This is a genomic window from Acinetobacter ihumii, assembly GCF_900625095.1.
Lineage (GTDB): Bacteria > Pseudomonadota > Gammaproteobacteria > Pseudomonadales > Moraxellaceae > Acinetobacter > Acinetobacter ihumii.
In genome coordinates this window covers 2,001,787-2,025,575 of the sequence record NZ_LR130760.1, presented here as the reverse complement: position 1 = coordinate 2,025,575, position 23,789 = coordinate 2,001,787, and the positions used below count along the sequence as shown (strand labels likewise).

Sequence of the window (23,789 nt, the reverse complement as noted above, 5' to 3'; positions counted from 1 at the left end):
CTCAGCCTCCCAAATACACTTTCATAATTTGCTCACCCCATAAAAAAGCGATCCAACCTGCAATGGCGATATAGGGACCAAAAGCAAAAGGCTGGTTTTCCTTACGGATTTTAAGCAAAATAATCCCAATAATTGCACCGACCATTGAGGAAAGTAGTACGATCAGGGGGAGCATCAAAGGCCCCATCCATGCGCCAAGTGCCGCGAGTAGCTTAAAGTCACCATAGCCCATGCCTTCTTTGCCAGTGATGATTTTAAATACATAATAAACCACCCACAAACATAAAAAGCCAATCAGATAGCCCCAGATCGCGGCGGTTGGCGAGACATAAATGCTATAACTATTTATCCCCAGTCCTAAGGCTGCTAAGGTCAGAGTAAAACGATCAGGTAGCAGTTGCGTATCAAAGTCTATAAATGTCAGGGCAATCAGTACCCAAGTGAAGATGAGACCAAACAGCATTTGGAGGCTCGGGCCAAAGACCGCTACAACCACTAAAGAACACAACATAGTTAGCAGTTCAATCAGTGGATAACGAATGCTGATCGGATTGTGACAATTGCCACATTGACCTCTTAAAAAAAGCCAACTGAGGACTGGAATATTTTGATACCAGCGAATAGGTTGATGACATTTAGGGCAGGTTGATGCAGGAGAACTCAGAGTGAGTTTGTCTGGATCAATGATTGCTTGATCGGGATGTAACAACATCTGGCACTCAGTATGCCATTCTTGCTCCATCATTTTGGGTGTGCGATAAATCACAACATTTAAAAAACTACCGATACACAAACTAAAAACCCCAACGGCGATATAAAGCGCGGTTGGGTTTTGAATAAAATAATTGAGAATTTCGAGCATTACACCACTGAACCCATCTGGAAAATTGGAAGATACATGGCGATGACCAAACCACCGACCAGCACACCGAGAATCGCCATAATCAATGGTTCCATCATGGAAGTCAGTCCGTCGACTGCATTGTCCACTTCATTTTCATAGTGCGTGGCCACTTTATCCAGCATGGCATCCAATGCACCAGATTCTTCACCAATCGCGACCATTTGCACTGCCATAGATGGAAATAAGTTGGAAGTTTTCATGGCAAATTGCAATTGTTGTCCCGTAGCCACATCTTCACGAATTTTCATTACAGCATCTTCGTAGATTACATTGTTGGTTGCACCAGCAGTCGATTTTAAAGCATCAATCAATGGCACACCCGCTGCAAAAGTCGTGGCGAGCGTACGGCTATAACGCGCAATAATTGATTTGTAGATTAAATCACCAAAAATTGGCAGTTTTAATGCCAATTTATCTAAGGCATTACGCAATTTTTTACTTCGTTTTTTGGTTTCTAAAAATACAGCGATAACGACACCAATTCCAATAATCATAATAAACCAATAGGATTGCATCCATTTTGACATATTCACGACCATCTGAGTGAAAGCAGGTAATTCGGCACCAAATGAACTAAATAAATCCTGAAAGACTGGAACCACTTTCACCATGAGAATAATCGTGACAATTACAGCAACCACGATGACAGTAAGTGGATATTTCATGGCTTTTTTAATTTTTTGTTTTAACAGCTCACTTTTTTCCTTATAGATCGCGACACGATCTAGCATAGTTTCTAAAGCCCCTGATATTTCACCTGATTCTACTAACGAACAAAATAAGGAATCAAAATATTGTGGATATTTACGTAAAGCATCGGCAAAAGTACTTCCACCTTCAACTTCTCGTTTTAGACTAATCACTACATCCCGCATAGCAGGATTTTCTAACCCTTCTGCCACGATTTCAAAACTTAAAATTAGGGGTACACCAGCTTTCATCATGGTCGCAAGCTGTCGGGTAAAAATGGTAATATCCAGTGTGCTGACTTTTTTCTTTAAAAGTCCTTCTAGAATATTCTTACGTTTTTGACGAATTGTTTTAATAGTGATGCCTTGCTTACGCAAAGTCACTTTCGCCAATGCTATATTGCGAGCTGACAGTTCACCTTTAATTTTTCCCCCTTTGCGATCAACTCCTTCATAAGCAAAAGTTGGCATCATTTGTGTTTTTTGAATTGCCATTATTTCATCCTTAGTTTTTAGAGTTTTGCATTACTCACTGGTGACACGGTTGACTTCCTGTAAGGAAGTGATCCCCTGCATCACTTTTTTTAGCCCTGAACGACGAAGATTATTAAACCCCAGTTTTTCCGATGCATCTGCAATTTGAATTGCATTACCATCTTCCATAATAATTCTCGAAATTTCAGGTGTGACTTTCATTACCTCATAAATCCCAACACGCCCTTTATAACCCTCACGACATTCTGAGCAACCTATAGGCTGATAAATGCGAAGTTTTGGGTTGGCAAGATCATCTTCTGTAAACCCCATCTCTATTAAACTATTTTTAGGAATTTCGATGGGTTGTTTGCATTTATTACACAGCCGTCGTGCTAGACGCTGGGCAATCACAAGATTGACTGATGTTGCAAGATTAAATGAAGGCACTCCCATATTCCGTAAACGGGTTAATGTTTCTGGTGCACTGTTGGTATGCAGCGTTGACATCACCATATGACCCGTTTGAGCTGCCTTAATTGCAATTTCAGCAGTTTCCAGATCACGAATTTCCCCCACCATAATAATGTCAGGATCTTGACGTAAAAAAGATTTTAATGCAGCGGCAAAAGTTAACCCTACTTTTGGATTGACATTGACCTGATTAACGCCTTCAAGGTTAATTTCTACTGGGTCTTCTGCGGTAGAAATATTTGAACTCTCGGTGTTCAGAATATTTAACCCTGTATATAACGAAACTGTCTTACCTGACCCTGTTGGGCCCGTAATGAGTAACATGCCTTGTGGTTTATTCAAAGCTTCTAAAAATAATGCTTTTTGATCTTCCTCATAGCCAAGTGCATCAATACCTAATGTAGCACTAGATGCATCTAGAATACGTAAAACTAATTTTTCACCATATAGTGTAGGTAATGAACTGACACGAAAGTCGATAGATTTAAATTGAGAGACTGGTAATTTTATTCGACCATCTTGTGGTGACCGCCTTTCAGATATATCCATTTTTGCCATAATTTTTAAACGGACAGTAAGCCTTGGTGCTAACACTAATGGTGGAAAGGAAATCGCATGTAAGACCCCATCGATTCGGTATCTAACACGATAAATCTTCGCATAAGGCTCAAAATGAAGATCGGATGCCCCCATTTTAATGGCATCATAAAGCATTTTATTTAAATATTTGACGACAATGGTATCATCTTTTTCATGGTCAGCATTGATATCAAAGCTAAATTCACTGAGGATGTCTTCTGTATTTTCGCCATCTTCATTATGCAGGCCATTAAGAAATTCAAGTTGAGCATTTGTGCCATAAGTTTCTTCAAGTGCATTTTCTAATTTATCATGCTCAACAATTACAAGTTCTAGTTTTTTCTTGCTGTTAAACCGAATTGTGTCTAGATCCTGAGTAAGAGTAGGATCGACAACTGCAACATATAATGTATGATCTTTAACACTTAACGGTAAAATCTTATGTTTTGTAATTAGCTTTTCATCGATCACACCATGGGGGATTAAGGAAAGATCGAATACACTTAGATCAAATAAAGGTTCTTCATATTCGATAGAGATAGCTTCTGCAATAATTGATGGCTTTATATCAAAAGCTTCTACTAAGTACTGAACAATAAACTTATTATTTTTATTTATCTCATAAAACATTCGATGGATCTGCTCTTTCGTCAGAAATCCAGTCGTTACTAAACGGTCCAAATAGGTTGGATATTTCGACTTCAGTTCATCATCCGCCATCAATTGACCCCAAAATACAAATGTATAAAAATTATTTAAAAACTATGTTATGAAATTATACGTATACTACTTTTATTAAACAATCTTCAATGCCTAAATCAAAGTTGGCTTTCCTAACTATTTTTTGCTTAATATTTAACAGAATAGAACATTTTCTTTTAAGTAGTTAAAACTAATGAACACTTTATTAACATTTTCTTTTTTCACAATAAGCGATTCGTAAATGGTATTTTAAATATTGGCAGGTTCATTCAAGGAAGAAAAACATTCTAACATTTGCCTAAAATGCGTGTAGAATGTGCAGCATTTTCGAAAAAAGGGTAGCAGTATGTCGGGTTCGACGATTATTCCTTGGGTAGTTGGCAATTGGAAAATGAACCCAATACAGTCTGATGCCACACAGCTCATTCAACAATTAATCACCTTGTTAGCGCAATCAACAATTGAGGCCGAGTCTTGCCATATTGGGGTTGCACCGACAGCCCTTGCACTGGATCGTACCTATCAAGCGTTAAATTCAGCACCGCGTAGTATTTATACCGTCGCTCAGGATGTTTCGCGCTTTGCAGGTACAGGTGCGTATACGGGTGAAATGAGTGCTGAACTTTTAGTCGATAGCCAGATTCAATACGTCCTTATTGGTCACTCAGAGCGTCGTGATTTACTGGGTGATTCGGTTGAAATTTTAAAAGCGAAACTCCACAATGCTCTTCAGGCAGGTATGACGGTTATTTACTGCGTAGGTGAAAGCCTTGAACAGCGTGAGCAAGGTTTGGCAGAACAAGTGGTATTACAGCAAATTTGTGATATCGCCAGTGTTGTTGATGCTGAACAATGGTTAACACAAATCGTGATTGCTTATGAGCCAATCTGGGCAATCGGGACGGGTAAAACGGCTTCGCCGCAAGATGCACAAGCGATGCATGCCAAAATTCGTGAAGGTTTATGTCAGATCACCGCGCATGGTGCAAAGATTGCCTTGCTATATGGCGGTAGTGTAAAGCCTGAGAATGCGGTAGAGTTAGCGGCTTGTCCAGATATTAATGGTGCGCTTGTGGGCGGTGCATCATTAAATGCACAATCATTTTATCAAATTGCTCAGGCATTTGCCCAATCAAAACAATAGGAGTTCAGCATGCATACTTTTGTGCTGGTCGTACATATTATTCTCGCCATTTTGATTATTGCACTGGTGCTGGTTCAGCATGGTAAAGGTGCAGATGCTGGTGCTTCATTCGGTGGTGGTGGTGCTGCAACTGTATTTGGTGCATCAGGTTCAGGTAACTTCCTCACCCGCATGACCGCAATTTTAACGGCATTATTTTTTATCACCAGTTTGACGCTTGCAGTATTTGCCAAGAAACAAACCACAGATGCATATAGCTTACAATCTGTACAAACAGTTCCAGCTCAGCAAACGACTTCGCCTGAAACTTCGCCAAATGCACCAAAAACCGGTGAATAATTAGAATTAACACTTTCCTTTTGTAGTTGAAGCGACTAGAATGCGTCCCACAAGCTGCGGTGGTGGTGGAATTGGTAGACACGCTACCTTGAGGTGGTAGTGCCTTCGGGCGTGGGGGTTCAAGTCCCCCCTTCCGCACCAACTTGATCCAGAAAGAAAGTTGGTGTTGCAGTGATGTTGATGCGGGATGGAGCAGTCTGGTAGCTCGTCGGGCTCATAACCCGAAGGTCGTTGGTTCAAATCCAGCTCCCGCTACCATTTTAAAATGATGGGTGATGTAAATTATGCGGTTTTGGCTCGTTGGGCTCAACACTTCATAAAATCATCGAAGGTGGTTGGTTTAATCCAGCTTCCACTACCAAGTTTTAAATGACTAAGTCGCAACAGTTTAGTCAGCAATTATTGAAATTGACTTTTTGAAATAATTGTATATAATGTTTGCACGTTGATGCGGGATGGAGCAGTCTGGTAGCTCGTCGGGCTCATAACCCGAAGGTCGTTGGTTCAAATCCAGCTCCCGCTACCAAGTTTCTAAGAGGGCTCACAAATAGGTGGGCCTTTTTGCACAGTGAGCGATAGTTTTCTGTGTAAAATATAGGGGCGATTAAACGCCCTTTTTTATTGGCTATCGTGTAGCGGTGACATAAGACTTAAGATGTCGTAAAGGTGAAATAGTCATGCTTCACTATAGATGAGTCTGAATGGGCATAAGCCGATTGAACCGCGCGAGAATGACGAGAGTAAATGAAGCTATCAAATAAAACTCAAGCACTGCATGATCTGATTGCACCCGCAGTGCAAGCCTGTAACGTCGACCTGTGGGGAATTGAATTTATTCCTCAGGGTAAGCGTTCTTTGTTGCGTATTTATATCGATAAAGTGGTCGATGAAAATGCTGAACCCGTACTGAATGAAGATGGTGAAGTAGAACAAGGGCGTGGTATTGGCGTGCAAGACTGTGTGCTTGTCACCCAACAAGTCGGCGCAATGCTCGATGTTCATGATCCAATTTCTGGTGAATATGCGCTGGAAGTCTCCTCTCCGGGTTGGGATCGTCCATTTTTTCAACTTGAACAAATGCCTGCCTATATTGGACAGCAAGTTGCATTACGATTGATTACCGCAGTTGAAAATCGCCGTAAGTTCCAAGCCAAATTGCTCAGCGTTGACCTTGAAAATGAAGTGATTCAGGTTGAAGTAGAAGGCAAGCATGTGCTTGAAATTGATAGTCATAATATTGATAAAGCAAACTTGATCTATCAGGACTAAATTCATTTAAATTTATAAGAATCTGTAGGTGACTTATGAGCCGTGAAATTCTTACCGTTGTAGAAACGGTTAGTAATGAAAAAGGTGTTGGTCGTGAAGCAATCTTCGAAGCATTAGAACAGGCACTGGTTGCCGCGACGAAGAAGAAATTTTACGAAGGCACTCATTCTGAAGAAGCACAGTTACGTGTTGAAATTGACCGTAAAACTGGTGACTACCGCACTTTCCGTCAGTGGACAGTTGTCGCAGATGAAGACCATGAAATGCCAGCATGTCAAGATGCGATTTCTGATGTCGATCCTGCACAATGGTCGATTGGTGATGTACGTGAGCTTGAAGTTGAATCGATTGAGTTTGGTCGTATCGCTGCGCAAATTGCGAAACAAGTGATTGTACAAAAAATCCGTGAAGCAGAACGTGCTTTGGTGGCAGATGCTTATGAAGCCAAAGTGGGTGAGTTAATTTACGGTGAAGTGAAAAAGCAAACCAAAGACGGTTTTATCATCGATTTGGGTGATAACGCAGAAGCGTATTTGGCACGTGAAGAAATGATTCCTAAAGAATTACTTCGTCCGAAACAACGCGTGAACGCCATTTTGTATAACGTTAACCGTGAAGGCCGTGGTGCGCAATTATTATTGTCACGTGCGAAACCTGAAATGCTAATTGCCTTGATGAAAAAAGAAATTCCAGAAATTTCTGAAGAAATCATCGAGATTAAAGCTGCTGCACGTCAACCGGGCGTGCGTGCTAAAATTGCGGTAAAAACCAACGATCATCGTATTGATCCAGTTGGTGCGTGTATTGGTATGCGCGGTACACGTATTCAGGCAGTACAACAGGAACTCAATGGCGAGCGTATTGATGTGGTGGTCTGGTCAGATGATCCTGCGCAGTACATTGCCAGTGCTTTAGAGCCTGCTGATGTATCTGGTATTGTATTGGATGAAGATGCACGTAGTGCAGACATTATCTTTGCAACCAATGATCAATTGGCGCGTGCAATTGGTTCTCAGGGACAAAATGTACGTTTGGCATCTGAATTGACGGGTTATAAACTCGACATGATGCTTGAAGATGAATATCGTGCACGTCAGCAAAACGAAGCACAGCAATATCTGGATATGTTCGTAGAACGTCTGGATATCGAAGAAGATTTGGCAATGGCATTGGTGGAAATGGGCTTTACTTCACTTGAAGAAATTGCCTATGTACCTGCTGAAACTTTTGATGAAATTGAACTAGATGCTGATCTGGTTGAATTGTTACAAAGTCGTGCCAAAGAAGCTGCATTAACAGATGCATTAAAACAGCAAGAAAATATTCAGGAACCGAGTGCAGAACTTCTGGAAATGGAAGGAATGACTCAGGAGCTTGCTTATGCCCTTGCAGCGCGTGGTGTGATTACAGTCGATGATTTGGCCGATCAGGCAACCGATGATATCTCTGATATTGAAGGGCTTGGTGAAGAAAAAGCAGGTCAGCTCATTATGAAAGCACGCGAATCATGGTTTAACTAAGGAGTAGCGTATGACAGACAAAACGATTCAAGACTTGGCTCAAACAGTTGGTCGTCCTGTCGACAAGCTTCTAGAACAGGTTCGCGAAGCAGGTCTACCACAGCGTAACGCAAATGACACTATTACCACCGAGCAACAAGACACACTGGTGAACCATTTGAAAAAAATTCACGGTCAGGATGCAGGTGGCGCAGGAAAAATCACGTTGAAACGTAAAACAACCAGTACGGCAAAAGTCGCCAGTACTTCGGGTAAGGCAAAAACCATTAATGTAGAAGTTCGTAAGAAACATACATTTACCAAGCCAAACCCAGACCAAATTGCTGCTGAAGCGAAAGCACGTGTAGAAGCGGAAGCGAAAGGTCGTGCTGATGAAAAAGTCAATCAGCAAACCGCGCAACAGCCGCGTGAACCAGCTGAAAATAAAGCACAAGCAACATTAGATGCAATGCGTGCTGCGCAGAAAAAAGAAACAGTGAAGGCTGAAACTTCAACCACAGAAGTGGTGGTAAAACGTCGTTCAACCAACAAGCCGATTAAGCCTGTTGTGGTGAAGCCGACAGAAACGCCTGAACAGAAGAAAGCACGTGAAGCTGAAGCTGCCAAGTTGAAAGCGACTGAAGAAGCTGTACGTCGTAAAGCGGCTGAAGAAGCGCAACAACGTACGCTTGAGCAAATGCGTCAAATGGCATCGAAATATTCCAATGACGATACAGGCGCGACCATTCGTGTAATTGATGATTCTCCATTGGCTGCTGGTCTTGTCGGTCAGGCGTATGAAGATTCATTCAATCAAGAAGACCGTGAAATCAAACGTGGTGGTGCAACAACCAACCCACGTGCAGGTAAGAAAGGCGGTCGTGGTGGTGATGCACAAGCAGAACAAAGCTTTAGCAAAAGTCATCACAAACGTGGCTTAAAAACCAGCCAAGCCAACAAACATGGTTTTGAAAAACCAGTTAAAAAGCAAATTTATGATGTTGAGATCGGTGAGAAAATCATCGTTGCTGATCTGGCACAGAAAATGGCGGTTAAGGTTCGTGAAGTCATCAAAACACTCATGAAAATGGGTGAGCTTGTGACTCAAAACCAAGCCATTGATCAAGACACCGCAGTACTTGTGGTGGAAGAACTAGGACACAATCCAGTTTTAGTGTCTGATACACAAGCTGAAGATAACTTACTGGTTGCTGCTGAAGAAGCGCGTGGTGAGCAAACCACTCGTCCTCCAGTCGTGACTATCATGGGTCACGTTGACCATGGTAAGACGTCATTACTTGATCGTATTCGTCGCTCGAAAGTGGCTGCGGGTGAAGCAGGCGGGATTACCCAGCACATTGGTGCCTATCACGTTGAAACAGACAAAGGTATTATTACTTTCCTTGATACGCCGGGACATGCTGCGTTTACTGCAATGCGTTCACGTGGTGCCAAAGCAACCGATATCGTGGTATTGGTGGTTGCGGCTGATGATGGTGTCATGCCTCAAACAGCAGAAGCGATTGATCATGCGCGTGCTGCGGGTACACCGATCATTGTTGCCATCAACAAAATGGACAAAGAATCGGCTGACCCAGATCGCGTGTTGAATGAATTGACCACCAAACAGATCGTACCTGAACAATGGGGCGGTGATGTTCCAGTCGCGATGGTGTCTGCACATTCAGGTCAAGGCATCGATGAGTTACTTGACTTGATTCTGATCCAAGCTGAATTGATGGAATTGAAAGCATCAAGTGAAGGTGCGGCTCAAGGTGTAGTCATTGAAGCACGTGTTGACAAAGGTCGCGGTGCTGTTACTTCAATTCTGGTACAAAACGGTACATTGAACATTGGTGATCTTGTTCTTGCAGGTTCATCGTATGGTCGTGTACGTGCCATGTCAGATGAAAATGGTCAGCCAATTAAATCGGCAGGGCCGTCAATTCCTGTTGAAATTCTAGGTTTGCCTGATGCACCAATGGCAGGTGACGAAGTTCTTGTTGTCAATGACGAGAAAAAAGCACGTGAAGTAGCCGATGCTCGTGCAGATCGTGAGCGTCAAAAACGCATCGATCGTCAAAGTGCAATGCGTCTTGAAAACATTATGGCATCTATGGGCAAAAAAGATGTCCCTGCGGTGAATGTCATCTTAAAAGCAGACGTTCGTGGTACTTTAGAAGCCTTGACCGTTGCTTTAGATGAGCTTTCAACGGATGAAGTAAAAGTTCGCGTGATTAGTTCAGGTGTCGGTGCGATCACTGAATCTGACGTGACACTGGCTGAATCTTCAGAAGCGGTCTTGCTTGGCTTTAACGTTCGTGCTGATACGACTGCGCGTCAGAAGAGTGATCAGGACGGTATCGACATTCGTTACTACAGCATCATTTATGAATTGATTGATGATGTGAAGAATGCCATGAGCGGTAAGCTTGCCCCTGAACATCGTGAAACGATTCTGGGCGTGGCTCAGGTTCGTGAAGTGTTCCGTTCTAGTAAGTTTGGTGCTGCTGCGGGCTGTATGGTGATGGAAGGTGTGATTCACCGTAATAAACCAATTCGCGTCCTCCGTGATGACGTGGTGGTCTTCCAAGGTGAACTTGAATCATTACGTCGCTATAAAGATGTGGTGGATGAAGTTCGTGCAGGCATGGAATGTGGTCTCGCGGTGAAAGGTTATAATGACATCAAAGCGCTCGATAAGATCGAAGTGTATGATGTCCAAATGGTGAAACGGAGTCTTTAATGGCGGGTGGACAACGCTTGAAACGCATGGCGGATTCAGTACAACGCGAGTTGTCTGAGCTGATCCGCCAAGAGTTGAAAGATCCGCGTCTGGGTGGTCTAGTGACCATCTCTGCGGTGAAAGTGAGCGCAGACATGGGATACGCTGAGGTTTACGTCACGGTAATGGGACGTGAGCTAGGTGATGAACAAAGTGAAGCCGCAAATAAAGAAACTTTAGATGTATTAAATAAAGCGTCTGGTTTCTTGCGTCATGAACTTAGTCGTCGTATCAAAACTCGTATTACACCGCGCCTGCGTTTTCATTATGACAAAACCAATGCTTATGGCAACTATATGTTTGGTTTGATTGAAAAAGCAGTACAGGACTTACCTGATCATAAGAAAGAAGATGATTCTGAATCATAAGTTTGAACAAAAAAATGCCACCTTCGGGTGGCATTTTTGATTATGCTGTTTTTTTATTTCCACCATGAACGCTAAAGAATTTAGCACCTGACATTTCTGTCCGACTGCTTTTTCATAAGCTTCTTGTACTTCTTTGGGCTGACCTGCTTGCCCAATGAAATCATGAAGATATGGTCCAAGTAATGGATGTGAGGCCAACTGCTCCCGAGTCAAACCTTCTCTAAGCTCTTTGCCACAGGCAGAAGGTAGGTATATATCTTTATTTTTCTGTGCATCGAATATTAAAGCTTTAGGGATAAAGTCTGGGTTATTTTTGAGCTCATCCAGTTCTTTAAAAAAGCGTTTACGTAGCATAATAATACCACGGTCACTTTGTCCTAAAAATTCGCGTTCACGATTAGTAATGCGTCCCTGACCGACCCAAACCGCAAAGTCCTGATTGGCAACGTGGGTGGTAATCCATTTCCCATCTTCATCGTATAATGGACCATACCAAGACGGAATTTTTTCTTGAATATAAGGTTCCTGTTCGCGCGGAACTTTGCTAAATACCCAAAGTACACTAAGCGTATTGTAATCATCAATTGGAACACGCCATTCAAAATGATGTCCTAAATAAAAACCATTTGGCCACAAGGTAACTCGCCCTTCGGTCCACATTGGATTGTCTTCGCTTTCTCCATCGCGTAGGCGTTTATAGGTAAAACCATATTCGAATTCTTCAAACTTGGTTTTAATATGGGTGGCGACATAGGGTTCTTCTGATTCTGCCTGACGTATCGTCCAGTTATTATGTGTCCATTCAAAATGGATGGGATCGATTGAGTTTTCTTGGCATTGAAACCAGTTACATGGTAGTTCAGCAAAGATTGCTTGAGCAAAACCATTTTTATAATTAAATAAATCCCAATCAGGCAGTTCAGGAACAGGTTCTGGTCCCATATAAGCCCACAATAAGCCAGCTTTTGCCTGTACTCGATAAGCTACAATTTTTGTCATTTTGCACATACGGGCACTTGGATCACAGACTTGTTCATAAGGCTGCTGGATACATTCTCCCGCCTGATTAAATTGCCAGCCATGATAGCTGCATCGAATTCCTGTTTGTTCAACATATCCATAGGACATATCTGCACTGCGATGAGGGCAATGCCGTTCGACCAGACCATAGTTTCCGCTCAAGTCTTTATATAAAACTAAATCTTCACCGAGTATTCGGATTGGCTTAATGGCTTGGGAGTCAAATTCTGATTCACCAGCGATAGGATGCCATTAACGTCGCAGATATTGACCCATTTCGCTATGGGGACCAACTCGTGTTAATCGATCATTCTTCTCTTGAGTCAACATATAAGACTCCTTGCCTTTTAAATGGACTAGGTTTGTTTTGTTAATAAAACTTGTGTTTGTATATTAAATATAGATAGCACACTTTTTTCCAAGATTCAAAAAAAAATTAAAAGAAAATATTTTTTCATTGAAACTAAATTTTTTTGAATCTTGATGGTGCAAATTACGAGTTAAAAAAAGAGAGTGTTGAGAGAAAAAATTTAAAAAAATATTTTTCAATAAATTAAGCTATTGAAAATAAATATTTTATTTTAATTTGTTTAAATTTGGTGCATCATTTTTATATAAAAAATGAAATTTGATCCATTCCTGAGCAAATAAAAATGTTTGTTTTTTAAGCATTGACAAGACAAAAAAAAAGCAGCTATAAGCGTATTTCAGTTTCTTATAAAAAATGATGTTTTGTATATGAAACATTTAAATTTTATAAAAACGCTATGCTGAGATTCAAATTTTTATTTCAGTAAGACGCAGACGAATGAGCATGCAAAGATTAAATATTGATCTTTTTTCATTGGTCTGTGAAATAGAACGCCTAAGTGAGCTTGGACTTCTGGAGAGTCAAAATGGGTTCGAAGGAGAAAGTGTGATGATTTTCTCTGGACTGATCTTGAGTAGACCAAGAATTTAAAAGTTAGCCATGCAAAAGGTTTGGGATGGGGAGTTGAGGAGATTAAGATGGGTAAGAAATTATTATTTTTCTCCGCATTAGCATGTAGCTATGCAAGTGCGAGTGATTTTATTGATGATGCAAAAAATAGCCTGTGGATGCGCAACTACTATTTTGACCGAGACTATCAAGAGGTCTCGGAAGTACCTGCCTTAAAAGAGTGGGCACAAGGTTTTGTCTATCGCTTTGAATCTGGATATACAGATACAACAGTCAAATTAGGCTTGGATCTTCAAGCCATGGCGGGTTTCAAGTTGCATGCAGATTCGCGACAGACTGGGGCAGGTCTGTTACCTGTGGATAAGGTAACACGTGAAGCGGCAGATAGTTATGGTGAAATTGGCTGGACACTTAAAGCCAAATATAGCCAAACCGAGATAAAGGCTGGGACGCTTATGCCATTTACGCCGGTTATTTTTTCTTCGCGAGCAAGGCTGTTACCACAAACTTTTAGAGGTATCGAATTAAAATCAAAAGATTTAGAAAATACAAATGTGACACTGGGATATGTAGATAAAGTTAATCAGCGCGATTCTACCAATTTTGAAAATATTCGTATTTCAACTGCCAATGGTAAATTCAAAGCCGCAGAAACAGACAGTGTTTACTACGGCGGCTTTCAATATCAATTTGATCCCTCAAACTCTGCTGGATTCTATTCCATCAAACTCGATGATCTCTATCAACAACATGTATTGATGGCAAATCATGTGATTGCGTTAAGTGACACATTAAATTTCATTCCTGATCTCAAGTTTTATATGAACCATGCCGATGGCAGAAAACTGGCTGGAAAAGTGGATAACGATTTGATCGCTGCCAATTTTAGTCTGAAACAAGGTATGCACACCTTTTCTGCTGGATTTTTAAAGAGTTATGGAGATACGGCCTTTCCTTATATTACGGGTGGAGAAGTTCTATTTTTTCTTGATGGTATAAGCACTGATTTTTTAAACCCAAGAGAAGATGTGTTTAGTCTTCGCTATGACTATGATTTTAAAAACTATATTTCAGGATTAAAAGGTATGGTGCGATATAGCGAAGGTCATAATATTCATTTACCAAATTTAGGCGGGACCAATTTGAAAGAAAAAGAAACCGCTTTTGACATTCAATATGCCGTGCCAGAAGGAAAGTTAAAGGGTTTAGCCGTGAGAGCAAGATACGCGCTATATGACAATAATTTTTCTTCGAAAGCAGCCTTCAAACCTGACCACGAGTTGCGTTTAGGTATTGATTACACGTGGAATTTTTAATGAGGAATGAATATCATGAATGCAGCATCATCGGTGGTTGAGACTCAGAAAACAGCAAAATTTAATATCACGATTCTTTTATGTTTTCTGATTGCAGTGATTGAAGGGATGGATATACAAGCTGTTGGTGTGGTTGCAACTTCTCTTAAAGAGGTGTTTGGATTAGATAAATCTCAGCTTGGACTGGTCTTTAGTGCAGGTATTTTGGGGTTATTACCTGGCGCTGTAATGGGAGGATATTATGCAGATAAGATGGGGCGCAAAAAAGTATTGGTTTCTTCGGTATTATGCTTTGCGGTCTTTACGCTGTGTATGGTTTGGGTTCAAAGCTATCATAGTTTATTAGTGGTTCGTTTTTTGGCGGGATTAGGTTTTGGAGCCGCTTTACCTAACTTAATTACCTTAGCATCTGAATCCGTAACGCCGCAAAATCGTGGAAAAGCGGTCGGTTTAATGTATTGTGGAATGCCTGTCGGTGCGGCATTGGTTGCACTCTGGGTCGCCTATGATTTAAGTGAAAACTGGAAATCTATTTTTTATCTCGGTGGCTGTATTCCTTTATTACTCATTCCAATTCTGATCAAGTTTTTACCTGAATCTCAGGATTTTATGGGGGTGAAAACTGAACAATTAAAAAATAACACGATGTTTAATGCGTTATTTCAAAAAGGCATGGGCCATAAAACTATCTTGTTCTGGATCGGTAATTTTTTTACCACCATGGTGCAATATATTATGTTGAGCTGGTTACCTTCGCTTTTTGTGGAATTAGGCTTTACTAAACAACAAGGCAGTAAAGCACAGTTATTTTTTCTGATTGGAGCAACGATAGGAACGATTCTGCTGTCTTATCTCATCGATCGATGGAATAAATCATTTGTGATTTTAATGATGTATGTTGGAATTTTGACGGGTCTATTTTTGTTAAGCGGCTCTAACCAACTGAACATGATGTATTTAGCCGCTGCATTCACAGGGATTTTTATGATCGGCGGTATTGGAGTCATGTATGCGTTTGGAAGTTTTGTATATCCCACAGAATCTCGCGGGCAAGGGGTCGGTGCTGCATCATCGATTGGTCGACTTGGAGCCATTATAGGGCCGATGATTGTGGGGCAGTTGTTATTTTTAGGAAGTGGTACGTCGATGATTTTTTTAGCGGCAATCCCTTGTATTCTGATTGCGGCAATTTGCATGTTGGTACTGTCTAAAAAATTACAGCGGATTTGACCTTTGGCATAGAGATTTGAGTCGATATTTGAGTGAATATTTGATGAGAAGCAAGAAGCTTAAATCGGCTCAGGCAATTTAAGCTTCTTTTTATTTTACTCTTTAGGTGGTTCTGAATGAGAGTCGATGCTTGAGTTTCTGCGGCGATTTAAAAATGAATAACGATCCCACGGTAAGGGTCGATTTAATGTTTCAGGCACTTCACCACTCAAAGAACGTAAGCGCAAGTGTAAAGCGGCCTGTGCCATCAAATTTGCTGAAACAGGTGCGGTAATAAAAGCCAATAAGGTGATTAACAGCTCTGAAAAACCAAAACGTCCTTGAAAAGCCGAATACACGATTGATGCAAGCAAGAAGCTACCTAAACCAAGAGTACTGGATTTGGTGGGTGCATGCAGGCGCATAAACAAGTCAGGTAGCCGAATCATGCCGATCCCACCAACCAGCATAAAAAATGCCCCGACCAACAGAAAAAACGAAACCAGAATTTCCATAAATAATTGCATGTTCATTCTCCTAATCGATCACATGACCAGTCGTGAAATAACGTGCCAGTGCTGCGGTGGATACGAAGCCTAACATTGCAATTAACAGTGCGCCTTCAAATAAATTGGTGCTGCTCCAATAAATCCCCAACACCACCACTAAACAGGTTGCATTTAGGAATAAAGTATCCAGAGCCAGTAGCCGATCCACGATTGAAGGGCCGATGACCAGTCGAATCAGACACATGAACATGGAGATGGTAATCGCAACCATACAAATGCCCAAAGCATAAGGTAAGATGATCATGCTTCTCCTCCTTCACCTGCTTTTACATCAAAAATCGCCATCAGTGGTGCTTCATAACGAGATTTGATTTCCTGAATATCCAATTCTTCGTTATCGGTACTGAGAGAATGCACCAGAATATCACCACGTTCCTGATCGATACCCGCAGACACGGTGCCAGGTGTGGTGGTAATAATCATCGCCAAAATACTATTGACCTGTTCATGCTGGGTTTCTAAAGGCACACGATACCATTTAGGATGTAAGCGATCTGTTGGCCCGAGTACCAATTTTGCAACACGAATATTTGAAATAACAATGTCCCAAAGCACCACAAAAAACAAATGTATCGCTTGTTTCCAGTGAATATGGGGGGTACGGGTAATAAACGGTTGTACCAGTCGTGGAATCACAATCGCCAAAATCATCGCAATCAGAATATTATCCGCCGAAACGCTATGTGCCAGCATCACCCAACTCAAACCCACAATGACTGAAACAAATGGATGAGGGAACCAGCGTTCCAATAAAGGACTCTTTTTTTCCATGTTTAAGGCTCCATCGGTTTGAGTTGGCTTTCATTTGGCACGATGTCCTGATCTTGCTGTTCCTGCTCAATTTGCCGTTTCTTATATTCTGAAATATGTTCACCCTCAAGCGTATCATCCGAAATCACGTCAGGAATATAATGCGCGTATGGATCAATCGTTTCACCGCCATATTTGGTTTCAGGCACATAGCTTGGATCATAAGGTTGTACGCTGATCACTTCACCAAAACGATCTTTGCTTAAAATAGTATTGCTATACAGCGCGTGATCCTGAATTTGTGTGGCTGTACTTAAGGTATACGCATAAATCGAAGGCGCACAAATGACATAAACCGTTAAAGCAATTAACAGGGTATAAATGGTCAAATCGTTACGTGCAGGTGCTTGTTCAGGCAAATCCTGATATGCAGCAAATGCAGGTTCTTGTTCATTTTCTTCTGGGGCAGTGGAGCGCCAAAACAACACAAAACCAACACGGGTTAAGGCAATAATACTGAGCAAACTCACCATCAGTACAATAGCAATGATCCATGCTTGATAAGGTTGATCATGTGTCGCTTGTAAAATAAAGACTTTGCCCAGAAAACCACTAAATGGAGGCAGACCTGCCATCATCATCGCGATCAGGAAATAAACCAAAGCAACAATTTTGCCTTGTTTCATTCTTGGTGCAACTTTTAGATGATCCTTAAAACTACCGCGTTGTGAGGTAATCCAGCCACAGAGTAAATAGAATGCCGCTGCAATCAGGGTACTATGGACCAGATAATACAATGCTGCTGCCCATGCTTGGGTATTGAACATGGAAATTGCAATGATGATTGTCCCGATGGAGGAGAGGACCATAAAGCCAACAAAACGGCGTAAACGATCTGCGCCAATCGCACCAATTACGCCATAAAGCGAAGTCACTAAGCCAATCGGAAGTAGCCAGTGCTTTAGGATGTTTTGTGCAAATACATCATCAAATACTGTGCCATTGACTCTTAAAATTGCATAAATACCCACTTTGGTCATAATGGTAAAAATGGCTGCAACAGGGGTTGTGGCAACCGCATAGGTTTTCGGTAACCATAGACCAACGGGTAATATCGCGGCTTTGATGCCAAATACCACAAACAATAACAAGCCGCCTGCAACGGCTAATTTATGTTGATCGGGTTCAAGTGTTGGAACCAGACGTGACACATCGGCCATATTTAGGCTACCAACACTGCCATAAATCATGCCCAGACCAATCAAAAAGATCGCGGAAGCGAGCAAATTGATCGTGACATAATGAATGCCTAATTGAAAACGCGCTTTACCTTGCGTATGCAGAAGTAACACGTAAGAAGCCATCAACAACACTTCAAAAAATACAAATAAGTTAAATAAATCCCCAGTTAAAAACGCGCCACTAATTCCCATCAGTAGAAAATGAAACATGGCATGGAAATAGCGTCCACGGGTATCCCATTCCTTACTTGCAAACCACAACACAGGCACCGCAAGCACATAGGTCAACAGCAGCATAAACGCAGACAGTTGATCCAAGACTAAAACAATACCAAACGGCGCTGACCATTCACCCAATTGATAAACGGTAATCTGACCTGTATGTGCAATCAAAAAATAACTGATCGCGGTCGCTAGGCCAAGTAACACAGAAACCAGACTAATTGCTCTGCGCCACGGCTGACGGCGATCAGTTTCTAAAGCACCTGAACCGGGATTGCCTAAAATAATTAAAATAAAGGCCGTAAATGCAGGAATCAAAAGACTAAAAATCGGCGCGTGCATGTTCCAGAAATTGATAAAGTCAATCATCAAGGCTCATCCTCACGCGGGTCATAGTTTAAAGCGGGGTCTTCTTTTGAATCGACATGATCGGTTCCTGATTCATAACGACTACGAATCGCAAGTTGTACGATAAACGCAGTGGTGGCAAAACCAATCACAATCGCGGTTAAAACCAACGCTTGGGGTAAAGGATCCGTCGATTTAACCGTTTCTGTCAAAATCGCAGGGGCATTGGTTTGAATGCGTCCCATGGCAAATAAAAACAAATTGACCGCATAGCCAATCATGGCCAGTCCAAGCACCACAGGAAAAGTTCTGGCACGTAAGATCAAATAAATACCAGAAGCAACCAGCAGACCAATCGCGGAAGCAAGTAAAAATTCCAGACTTATCATGACGAATCTCCTTCACGTGGCACAGGGCCAGACATGGTTGAGTGGCGTGAATCTCCAAGTACCGAAATTAACAGCATGGTTGCACCGACCACCGTGACATAGACACCCACATCAAACAGTGCGGCTGAGGCAAGATGTGATTTTCCAATCAGGGGAATTTCCACATAAATATGCGCACTGGTTAAGAACGGTCGTGACCAGTACCATGCCGCCATGCCTGAAAGACCTGCAATCAATAAACCAATACCGATCCAGAGTTCATATAAACGCCCCGATTTTGCTTTGAGCATGTGTTCGGCTCGGTCTTGACCTTGTGCAACATACTGGATAATCAACGCCATAGAGGTAACTAGACCTGCAATAAAACCACCGCCAGGATAATTATGACCACGCAAGAAAATATATAGACTAACCACTAAGGCGATCGGTAAAACCCATGATGCAGTGGTACGTAACATCAGCGGGGATGGATTAAAACGATAGGTCAAACCCTGAGTCACGCTTGTCCCATGGATCCGCATACCATCCATCAGGCAGAGTGCGCCGATAGCGGCAATCCCCAACACGGTAATTTCACCAAAAGTATCAAAACCACGGAAATCGACTAAAATCACATTGACCACGTTTGAGCCACCACCTAACGGCAGCGATTGTTGCATAAAGAACCATGACAATGAGTTGTGATCACGAGTCAGAATTAGCCATGCAATCCAGCCAATCCCTAAACCGCCAATAATCGCAATCATGGCATCGCGCCAACGTCTGGATCGTTTGGATTCATAAGGCGTAAGTTGAGGCAGTAAAGAGAGGCTCATTAATAATAAGACAGTCGTCACCACATCGACCGTAATTTGGGTCAAAGCAAGATCAGGCGCGGAAAACCCAATAAAGATCATGGTGACAACCAAACCAATTGCGCCACTAATCAATACTGCTTTAATCCGTTCGTGATGGAACCAAAGCATCATCCAACAGGCTGAGAATAAAATCAGCCATAACACAATAGCGATCATCGGTGCATGGGTAAGTTCACGCGATCCAGTGGTCAATCCCTGATTAAATAGAGGCACTGCTACAATCGCTACGCTAAAAAGGACAATCAAAAACAAATACAGCTGCAAAGAACCTGTTTCTGTGCGGCGTTTAATATTGCGGCTACCCAGTAATAAATATTTTAAAAATTTATCAAATAAGATTCGGCCTTGAAGATTGCCTAAATAAGGATCTAGGTCAATACGGCGAATACGCCCATCTTTTGCAAGCGCAAAATAGAAAATTGCGCCGCCGATTAAGGCAATCAGACTCATGATCAGTGGTAAATTAACACCATGCCAAATCGCCAGATGTACACCTGCAAACTCTGGCATCGCAAGGCTGGCACGTGTTGCGCCATTGACAATGTTTTCCACCAGTAAGGCAGGAATAATCCCCACTAAAATACACAGTATAGCGAGTAAAATGACGGGAAAACGCATGCCCAAACTAGGCTCATGTGCGTCTTTGTTCGGGACTTTCTCACCGACAGGGCCATCAAAAAATACGCCGTGTACCAAGCGAATGGAATAACTGACTGCAAAAATACCTGCCAAAGTCGCTACAATCACAGAAAAAATTAAAGCACCACCATTTAAACTGCTGACCAGTTCAGTAAAAAACATTTCTTTGGAAATAAAACCATTGGTCAGCGGTACGCCTGCCATAGAAGCCGCGGTAATCATGGTGAGCGTGGCGGTAAAAGGCAGCAATTGCCAGATGCCACTGAGTTTTCGTAAATCGCGAGTTCCTGTTTCATGATCAATAATGCCTGCGATCATAAATAGCGCAGCTTTAAAGGTTGCATGATTGATAATATGGAAAATGGCCGCGGCAACAGCCAATGGTGAACCAATCCCTAACAAACAGACAATCAAACCTAAATGGCTGATGGTTGAATATGCCAATAAGCCTTTCAGATCTTCTTTAAAAATGGCAAAAAAAGCAGCCATACATAGCGTAAATAAACCGACAAAGGTCACAATATTATGATAAAGCGCTGCACCAATAAAAATCGGGGCAAGACGAGCCAGTAAAAAAATCCCCGCCTTGACCATGGTTGCGGAATGCAAATAGGCCGAAACAGGAGTAGGTGCCGCCATGGCATTTGGAAGCCAAAAATGGAAAGGGAATTGCGCACTTTTGGTAAATGCACCCAATAAAATTAACAGCAGTGCAGGAACGAATAAAGCATGTGATTGGATGGTATCTTTCATATTGACCAGTTGATCAATCTGATAAGTCCCCGTGATTTGCCCAATCAGAATAAAGCCCCCCAGCATGGCTAAACCACCCATGCCCGTAATGGTGAGTGCCATCCGAGAACCACGTTGCGCTGCTTCGTAATGGCTCCAGTAACCCACCAACAAAAAAGATGAAATACTGGTTAGCTCCCAAAACACCAAGAGCAGGATCAAATTATTAGAGAGTGAAATTCCAAGCATGGCTGACATGAAAACCATCAGCAGCATATACAGTTTAGCGAGTGAATTACGCGGGCTTAAATAATAATAAGCATAAATATAAATCAGCGTGCCAATGCCTGTAATGAGCAGGCTAAACACCAATCCTAGCGCATCGAGTCGAAAGCTAAGATTCAACCCAAGCTGTGGTAACCAATTCCAGCTTTGTTGAATGGCCGCACCAGCAAAAATCTGTTTTGCCTCAGTCAGCAATAACCCAAAACTGGTTAAGCTGACTGCGATTGCCCCTAAAGCCGTTGCTTCCCGCGAAAAACGCTGTAGCAATGCGACAAGGGTGGTGCCTAATATTAACGGTAACAAGATAATAATCGGTAGCACACTCGTATCCATGTCGTGATTTAGGTCGAAACCTAAGCGTGAATCTTATTTTTCAGGGTGTACAGGAAATCAAAGAGAATTCCAAAGCATTTAACCGCCTGAAAACCATAAATGTGGATAAAAAGAAAAAACAAGTTGTATTGCGCGACTTGCAAGAAACGAAAATAAGTGTCAAAAAAGTATACAGCAGTGACGATCAATGTGTTTACTGTTTTTACACTAAAAAAACAAAATATCAATCACTTAAGAAAATTAGATAAACAAATTATCTTAAACTCATTGATAGTTATTTCCAATGATAACACGAAAAATGATTTAATGTCTAAATTGTGAAACCAGTTATTTTTCAGACAATCGTGATTCATCTTGATGCCTACAACTGGATTGTAAATGTTGCAGGATGTCTTGTTTTTGTGTATCGCTTAACTGTTCTAATAAGTGCAGTACCTGATCCAAATCGGTTTCAACCCTAGTGGTTGGAGTTAAATCATTTAAATCTGGTTCTGAAGTCTGATCAAATAAATTTTGATAAATATCGTCATAGAGCTGCTGGGAATGTTCGAGCTGTAACGGTGAAATCTGTTTATTGGACAAACTCAAACATTGATAATCTTGTGCATGTTCAAGAAGTGCTGCGCGATTTCCCGTCACAATCAGTTGTAAACATGGAAAAGCCTGATGTAAACGTGGCAGAATTTCGCGGCATAAGCTCTGATCAAGTTGAGCATCAATTTGATCAATCAGCACAATACCTTCCCCCTCAAGACACGGGTATAGGCTTAATGGATTAAGCAAACATAAACGACGAACCAGATCGCCGACCAATGCAATCCATGTTTTCATCGAGTTGGAGAGTTGTTGGTAGCTAAAACTTTGCCCTTGATAGTTGACCATGAGCTGTAGTTTTGGCTGATACTGTAAGTAAATATCAGTAATATCAGGAAATACCGTATTTAAACTGGTTTTCAAGGCCTGTAAATTGGGAGAGTTAAGTTGAGCATGTGTCTGAAAAACTTCCTGTTCCAGATTTTGTAAATTTTGAGCATTAAATTTGCTCAGAATATGTTGCAGCAATTGTGCACTTTGCGCGTTTTCAATATCACTGATTTCCCGAAACCACTCAAAAAAACGGGCAAAGGTGGTAAATGGAATCGCTGCGACATCATAGGCAGATGAAGCTTGAAAAACAGCAGGAATATTTTTACTGAGTAGATTGATTTCATTGATAAATCGATCAGAAGGATAATAAGCGATACAGGGTAAGCCTTGTAATGGATCCTGTTTGATGGCTTTTTGATATAAATTAGTTAATTCCTCAAGCTGTTGCGTTTCGGCCTGACTGATGCCAATAGCTTGACTATTGAGGGTTTTATAGAGCTTCCATGTACAGACGGAAGGATCAGTTTCCTGTGATTGGCTGCCTTCAGGAAGTTGTCCGATTTCAGTTGGAATCCTGACACTCAGCTCGATTCTGGATTGGATTCTTGAGTTTAAAATATCTTGATCCAGCATCACCACACCCGCGGTACGACTATCTTTTAATCGGGCTGGAAACCAACTTAATGCCTGATAAATATGCTTGAGGAGCGTGGTTTTACCTGTGGCCTGTTCCCCTAAAATTAAGGTCACGGGATGATCTGAGTGATGAAACTGAACCTGTAAATTGCTAAACAAGCCTGTGTGTTTAAGACGAATAGATTCAAGTTTCATATGCCCACCAGAGTT

General features: G+C 41.7%; 19 protein-coding genes and 3 tRNA genes. 11 read left to right on the top strand and 11 right to left on the bottom strand.

Annotated features, from left to right (window positions below; translation table 11 throughout):
• Position 1: 1 nt before the first annotated feature.
• The 3 genes from E0D95_RS15920 to pilB are packed head-to-tail and all read right to left on the bottom strand — an operon-like array spanning position 2 to position 3,840.
• On the bottom strand, positions 2-862 hold the full coding sequence (locus E0D95_RS15920) for a prepilin peptidase (protein ID WP_130803639.1): 861 nt from the start codon (positions 860-862) through the stop codon (positions 2-4).
• A complete protein-coding gene (locus E0D95_RS09545; protein ID WP_130803638.1) occupies positions 862-2,088 on the bottom strand; it encodes a type II secretion system F family protein in 1,227 nt (408 codons plus the stop codon). The genes E0D95_RS15920 and E0D95_RS09545 overlap by 1 nt, the downstream gene beginning before the upstream one ends.
• Positions 2,089-2,118: 30 nt before the next feature.
• Positions 2,119-3,840, bottom strand: coding sequence for a type IV-A pilus assembly ATPase PilB (pilB, locus tag E0D95_RS09540; protein WP_130803637.1), 1,722 nt, complete (start codon positions 3,838-3,840; stop codon positions 2,119-2,121).
• Positions 3,841-4,168: 328 nt separating this feature from the next.
• Here pilB and tpiA point away from each other — a divergent pair, with 328 nt between their 5' ends.
• The 9 genes from tpiA (at position 4,169) to E0D95_RS09495 (ending at position 11,226) form a co-directional block, all read left to right on the top strand.
• Entirely contained in the window at positions 4,169-4,966 is a 798-nt protein-coding gene (tpiA, locus tag E0D95_RS09535) for a triose-phosphate isomerase (RefSeq protein WP_130803636.1), read from the top strand.
• A gap of 9 nt (positions 4,967-4,975) precedes the next feature.
• A complete protein-coding gene (secG, locus tag E0D95_RS09530) occupies positions 4,976-5,305 on the top strand; it encodes a preprotein translocase subunit SecG (RefSeq protein WP_130803635.1) in 330 nt (109 codons plus the stop codon).
• Positions 5,306-5,361: 56 nt separating this feature from the next.
• Positions 5,362-5,446, top strand: a tRNA-Leu gene (locus E0D95_RS09525).
• A 40-nt stretch (positions 5,447-5,486) separates the two neighbouring features.
• Positions 5,487-5,563, top strand: a tRNA-Met gene (locus E0D95_RS09520).
• Positions 5,564-5,754: 191 nt separating this feature from the next.
• Positions 5,755-5,831 (top strand) — tRNA-Met (locus E0D95_RS09515).
• Between the two features lie 218 nt (positions 5,832-6,049).
• A complete protein-coding gene (gene rimP / locus E0D95_RS09510) occupies positions 6,050-6,574 on the top strand; it encodes a ribosome maturation factor RimP (protein ID WP_130803634.1) in 525 nt (174 codons plus the stop codon).
• 35 nt (positions 6,575-6,609) lie between these two features.
• The gene (gene nusA, locus E0D95_RS09505; protein ID WP_130803633.1) at positions 6,610-8,094 is read left to right on the top strand and encodes a transcription termination factor NusA; all 1,485 of its coding nucleotides are present in this window, start codon (positions 6,610-6,612) and stop codon (positions 8,092-8,094) included.
• Positions 8,095-8,104: 10 nt separating this feature from the next.
• Positions 8,105-10,819 (top strand): translation initiation factor IF-2, encoded by a 2,715-nt coding sequence (infB, locus tag E0D95_RS09500; RefSeq protein WP_130803632.1) that lies wholly within the window; start codon positions 8,105-8,107, stop codon positions 10,817-10,819.
• Complete coding sequence (locus E0D95_RS09495; protein ID WP_130803631.1) at positions 10,819-11,226, top strand: ribosome-binding factor A; 408 nt, start codon at positions 10,819-10,821, stop codon at positions 11,224-11,226. Before infB ends, E0D95_RS09495 begins: the two co-directional genes overlap by 1 nt.
• Here the strand turns inward: E0D95_RS09495 and E0D95_RS09490 are convergent.
• Positions 11,221-12,489 carry an aromatic ring-hydroxylating oxygenase subunit alpha gene (locus E0D95_RS09490; RefSeq protein ID WP_213073712.1) on the bottom strand — a complete coding sequence of 423 codons (1,269 nt, stop codon included), beginning with the start codon at positions 12,487-12,489 and terminating at the stop codon, positions 11,221-11,223. The genes E0D95_RS09495 and E0D95_RS09490 overlap by 6 nt on opposite strands.
• Positions 12,490-13,254: 765 nt before the next feature.
• Here E0D95_RS09490 and E0D95_RS09485 point away from each other — a divergent pair.
• Together E0D95_RS09485 and mhpT are read left to right on the top strand one after the other, a co-directional pair.
• Positions 13,255-14,502, top strand: a complete 1,248-nt coding sequence (locus E0D95_RS09485) for an OprD family outer membrane porin (protein ID WP_130803630.1) — start codon at positions 13,255-13,257, stop codon at positions 14,500-14,502.
• A gap of 15 nt (positions 14,503-14,517) precedes the next feature.
• Positions 14,518-15,732 carry a 3-(3-hydroxy-phenyl)propionate transporter MhpT gene (mhpT, locus tag E0D95_RS09480; protein ID WP_130803629.1) on the top strand — a complete coding sequence of 405 codons (1,215 nt, stop codon included), beginning with the start codon at positions 14,518-14,520 and terminating at the stop codon, positions 15,730-15,732.
• Positions 15,733-15,827: 95 nt separating this feature from the next.
• Here mhpT and E0D95_RS09475 read toward each other — a convergent pair whose 3' ends face one another.
• The 7 genes from E0D95_RS09475 to E0D95_RS09445 all read right to left on the bottom strand — a co-directional run bounded on the left by E0D95_RS09475 (position 15,828) and on the right by E0D95_RS09445 (position 23,774).
• The gene (locus tag E0D95_RS09475) at positions 15,828-16,238 is read right to left on the bottom strand and encodes a Na+/H+ antiporter subunit G (protein WP_130803628.1); all 411 of its coding nucleotides are present in this window, start codon (positions 16,236-16,238) and stop codon (positions 15,828-15,830) included.
• Positions 16,239-16,248: 10 nt separating this feature from the next.
• Positions 16,249-16,524 (bottom strand): monovalent cation/H+ antiporter subunit F, encoded by a 276-nt coding sequence (locus E0D95_RS09470; protein WP_130803627.1) that lies wholly within the window; start codon positions 16,522-16,524, stop codon positions 16,249-16,251.
• Positions 16,521-17,051, bottom strand: coding sequence for a Na+/H+ antiporter subunit E (locus tag E0D95_RS09465; protein ID WP_130803626.1), 531 nt, complete (start codon positions 17,049-17,051; stop codon positions 16,521-16,523). The genes E0D95_RS09470 and E0D95_RS09465 overlap by 4 nt, the downstream gene beginning before the upstream one ends.
• Positions 17,052-17,053: 2 nt before the next feature.
• On the bottom strand, positions 17,054-18,862 hold the full coding sequence (locus tag E0D95_RS09460; RefSeq protein ID WP_130803625.1) for a monovalent cation/H+ antiporter subunit D: 1,809 nt from the start codon (positions 18,860-18,862) through the stop codon (positions 17,054-17,056).
• Complete coding sequence (locus tag E0D95_RS09455; protein ID WP_130803624.1) at positions 18,862-19,230, bottom strand: Na+/H+ antiporter subunit C; 369 nt, start codon at positions 19,228-19,230, stop codon at positions 18,862-18,864. Before E0D95_RS09455 ends, E0D95_RS09460 begins: the two co-directional genes overlap by 1 nt.
• Positions 19,227-22,076, bottom strand: a complete 2,850-nt coding sequence (locus E0D95_RS09450; RefSeq protein ID WP_130803623.1) for a monovalent cation/H+ antiporter subunit A — start codon at positions 22,074-22,076, stop codon at positions 19,227-19,229. The genes E0D95_RS09455 and E0D95_RS09450 overlap by 4 nt, the downstream gene beginning before the upstream one ends.
• Positions 22,077-22,403: 327 nt before the next feature.
• Positions 22,404-23,774 (bottom strand): AAA family ATPase, encoded by a 1,371-nt coding sequence (locus tag E0D95_RS09445; RefSeq protein ID WP_130803622.1) that lies wholly within the window; start codon positions 23,772-23,774, stop codon positions 22,404-22,406.
• Positions 23,775-23,789 lie beyond the last annotated feature (15 nt).

Coding starts and splice junctions, on each gene's coding strand:
- E0D95_RS09465 (WP_130803626.1), bottom strand. CDS start 17,051: ATGGAAAAAAAGAGTCCTTTATTGGAACGCTGGTTCCCTCATCCATTT.
- E0D95_RS09450 (WP_130803623.1), bottom strand. CDS start 22,076: ATGGATACGAGTGTGCTACCGATTATTATCTTGTTACCGTTAATATTA.
- E0D95_RS09460 (WP_130803625.1), bottom strand. CDS start 18,862: ATGATTGACTTTATCAATTTCTGGAACATGCACGCGCCGATTTTTAGT.
- E0D95_RS09455 (WP_130803624.1), bottom strand. CDS start 19,230: ATGATAAGTCTGGAATTTTTACTTGCTTCCGCGATTGGTCTGCTGGTT.
- infB (WP_130803632.1), top strand. CDS start 8,105: ATGACAGACAAAACGATTCAAGACTTGGCTCAAACAGTTGGTCGTCCT.
- pilB (WP_130803637.1), bottom strand. CDS start 3,840: ATGGCGGATGATGAACTGAAGTCGAAATATCCAACCTATTTGGACCGT.
- E0D95_RS09545 (WP_130803638.1), bottom strand. CDS start 2,088: ATGGCAATTCAAAAAACACAAATGATGCCAACTTTTGCTTATGAAGGA.
- secG (WP_130803635.1), top strand. CDS start 4,976: ATGCATACTTTTGTGCTGGTCGTACATATTATTCTCGCCATTTTGATT.
- E0D95_RS09475 (WP_130803628.1), bottom strand. CDS start 16,238: ATGCAATTATTTATGGAAATTCTGGTTTCGTTTTTTCTGTTGGTCGGG.
- E0D95_RS15920 (WP_130803639.1), bottom strand. CDS start 862: ATGCTCGAAATTCTCAATTATTTTATTCAAAACCCAACCGCGCTTTAT.
- E0D95_RS09495 (WP_130803631.1), top strand. CDS start 10,819: ATGGCGGGTGGACAACGCTTGAAACGCATGGCGGATTCAGTACAACGC.
- E0D95_RS09470 (WP_130803627.1), bottom strand. CDS start 16,524: ATGATCATCTTACCTTATGCTTTGGGCATTTGTATGGTTGCGATTACC.
- E0D95_RS09485 (WP_130803630.1), top strand. CDS start 13,255: ATGGGTAAGAAATTATTATTTTTCTCCGCATTAGCATGTAGCTATGCA.
- mhpT (WP_130803629.1), top strand. CDS start 14,518: ATGAATGCAGCATCATCGGTGGTTGAGACTCAGAAAACAGCAAAATTT.
- E0D95_RS09445 (WP_130803622.1), bottom strand. CDS start 23,774: ATGAAACTTGAATCTATTCGTCTTAAACACACAGGCTTGTTTAGCAAT.
- rimP (WP_130803634.1), top strand. CDS start 6,050: ATGAAGCTATCAAATAAAACTCAAGCACTGCATGATCTGATTGCACCC.
- nusA (WP_130803633.1), top strand. CDS start 6,610: ATGAGCCGTGAAATTCTTACCGTTGTAGAAACGGTTAGTAATGAAAAA.
- tpiA (WP_130803636.1), top strand. CDS start 4,169: ATGTCGGGTTCGACGATTATTCCTTGGGTAGTTGGCAATTGGAAAATG.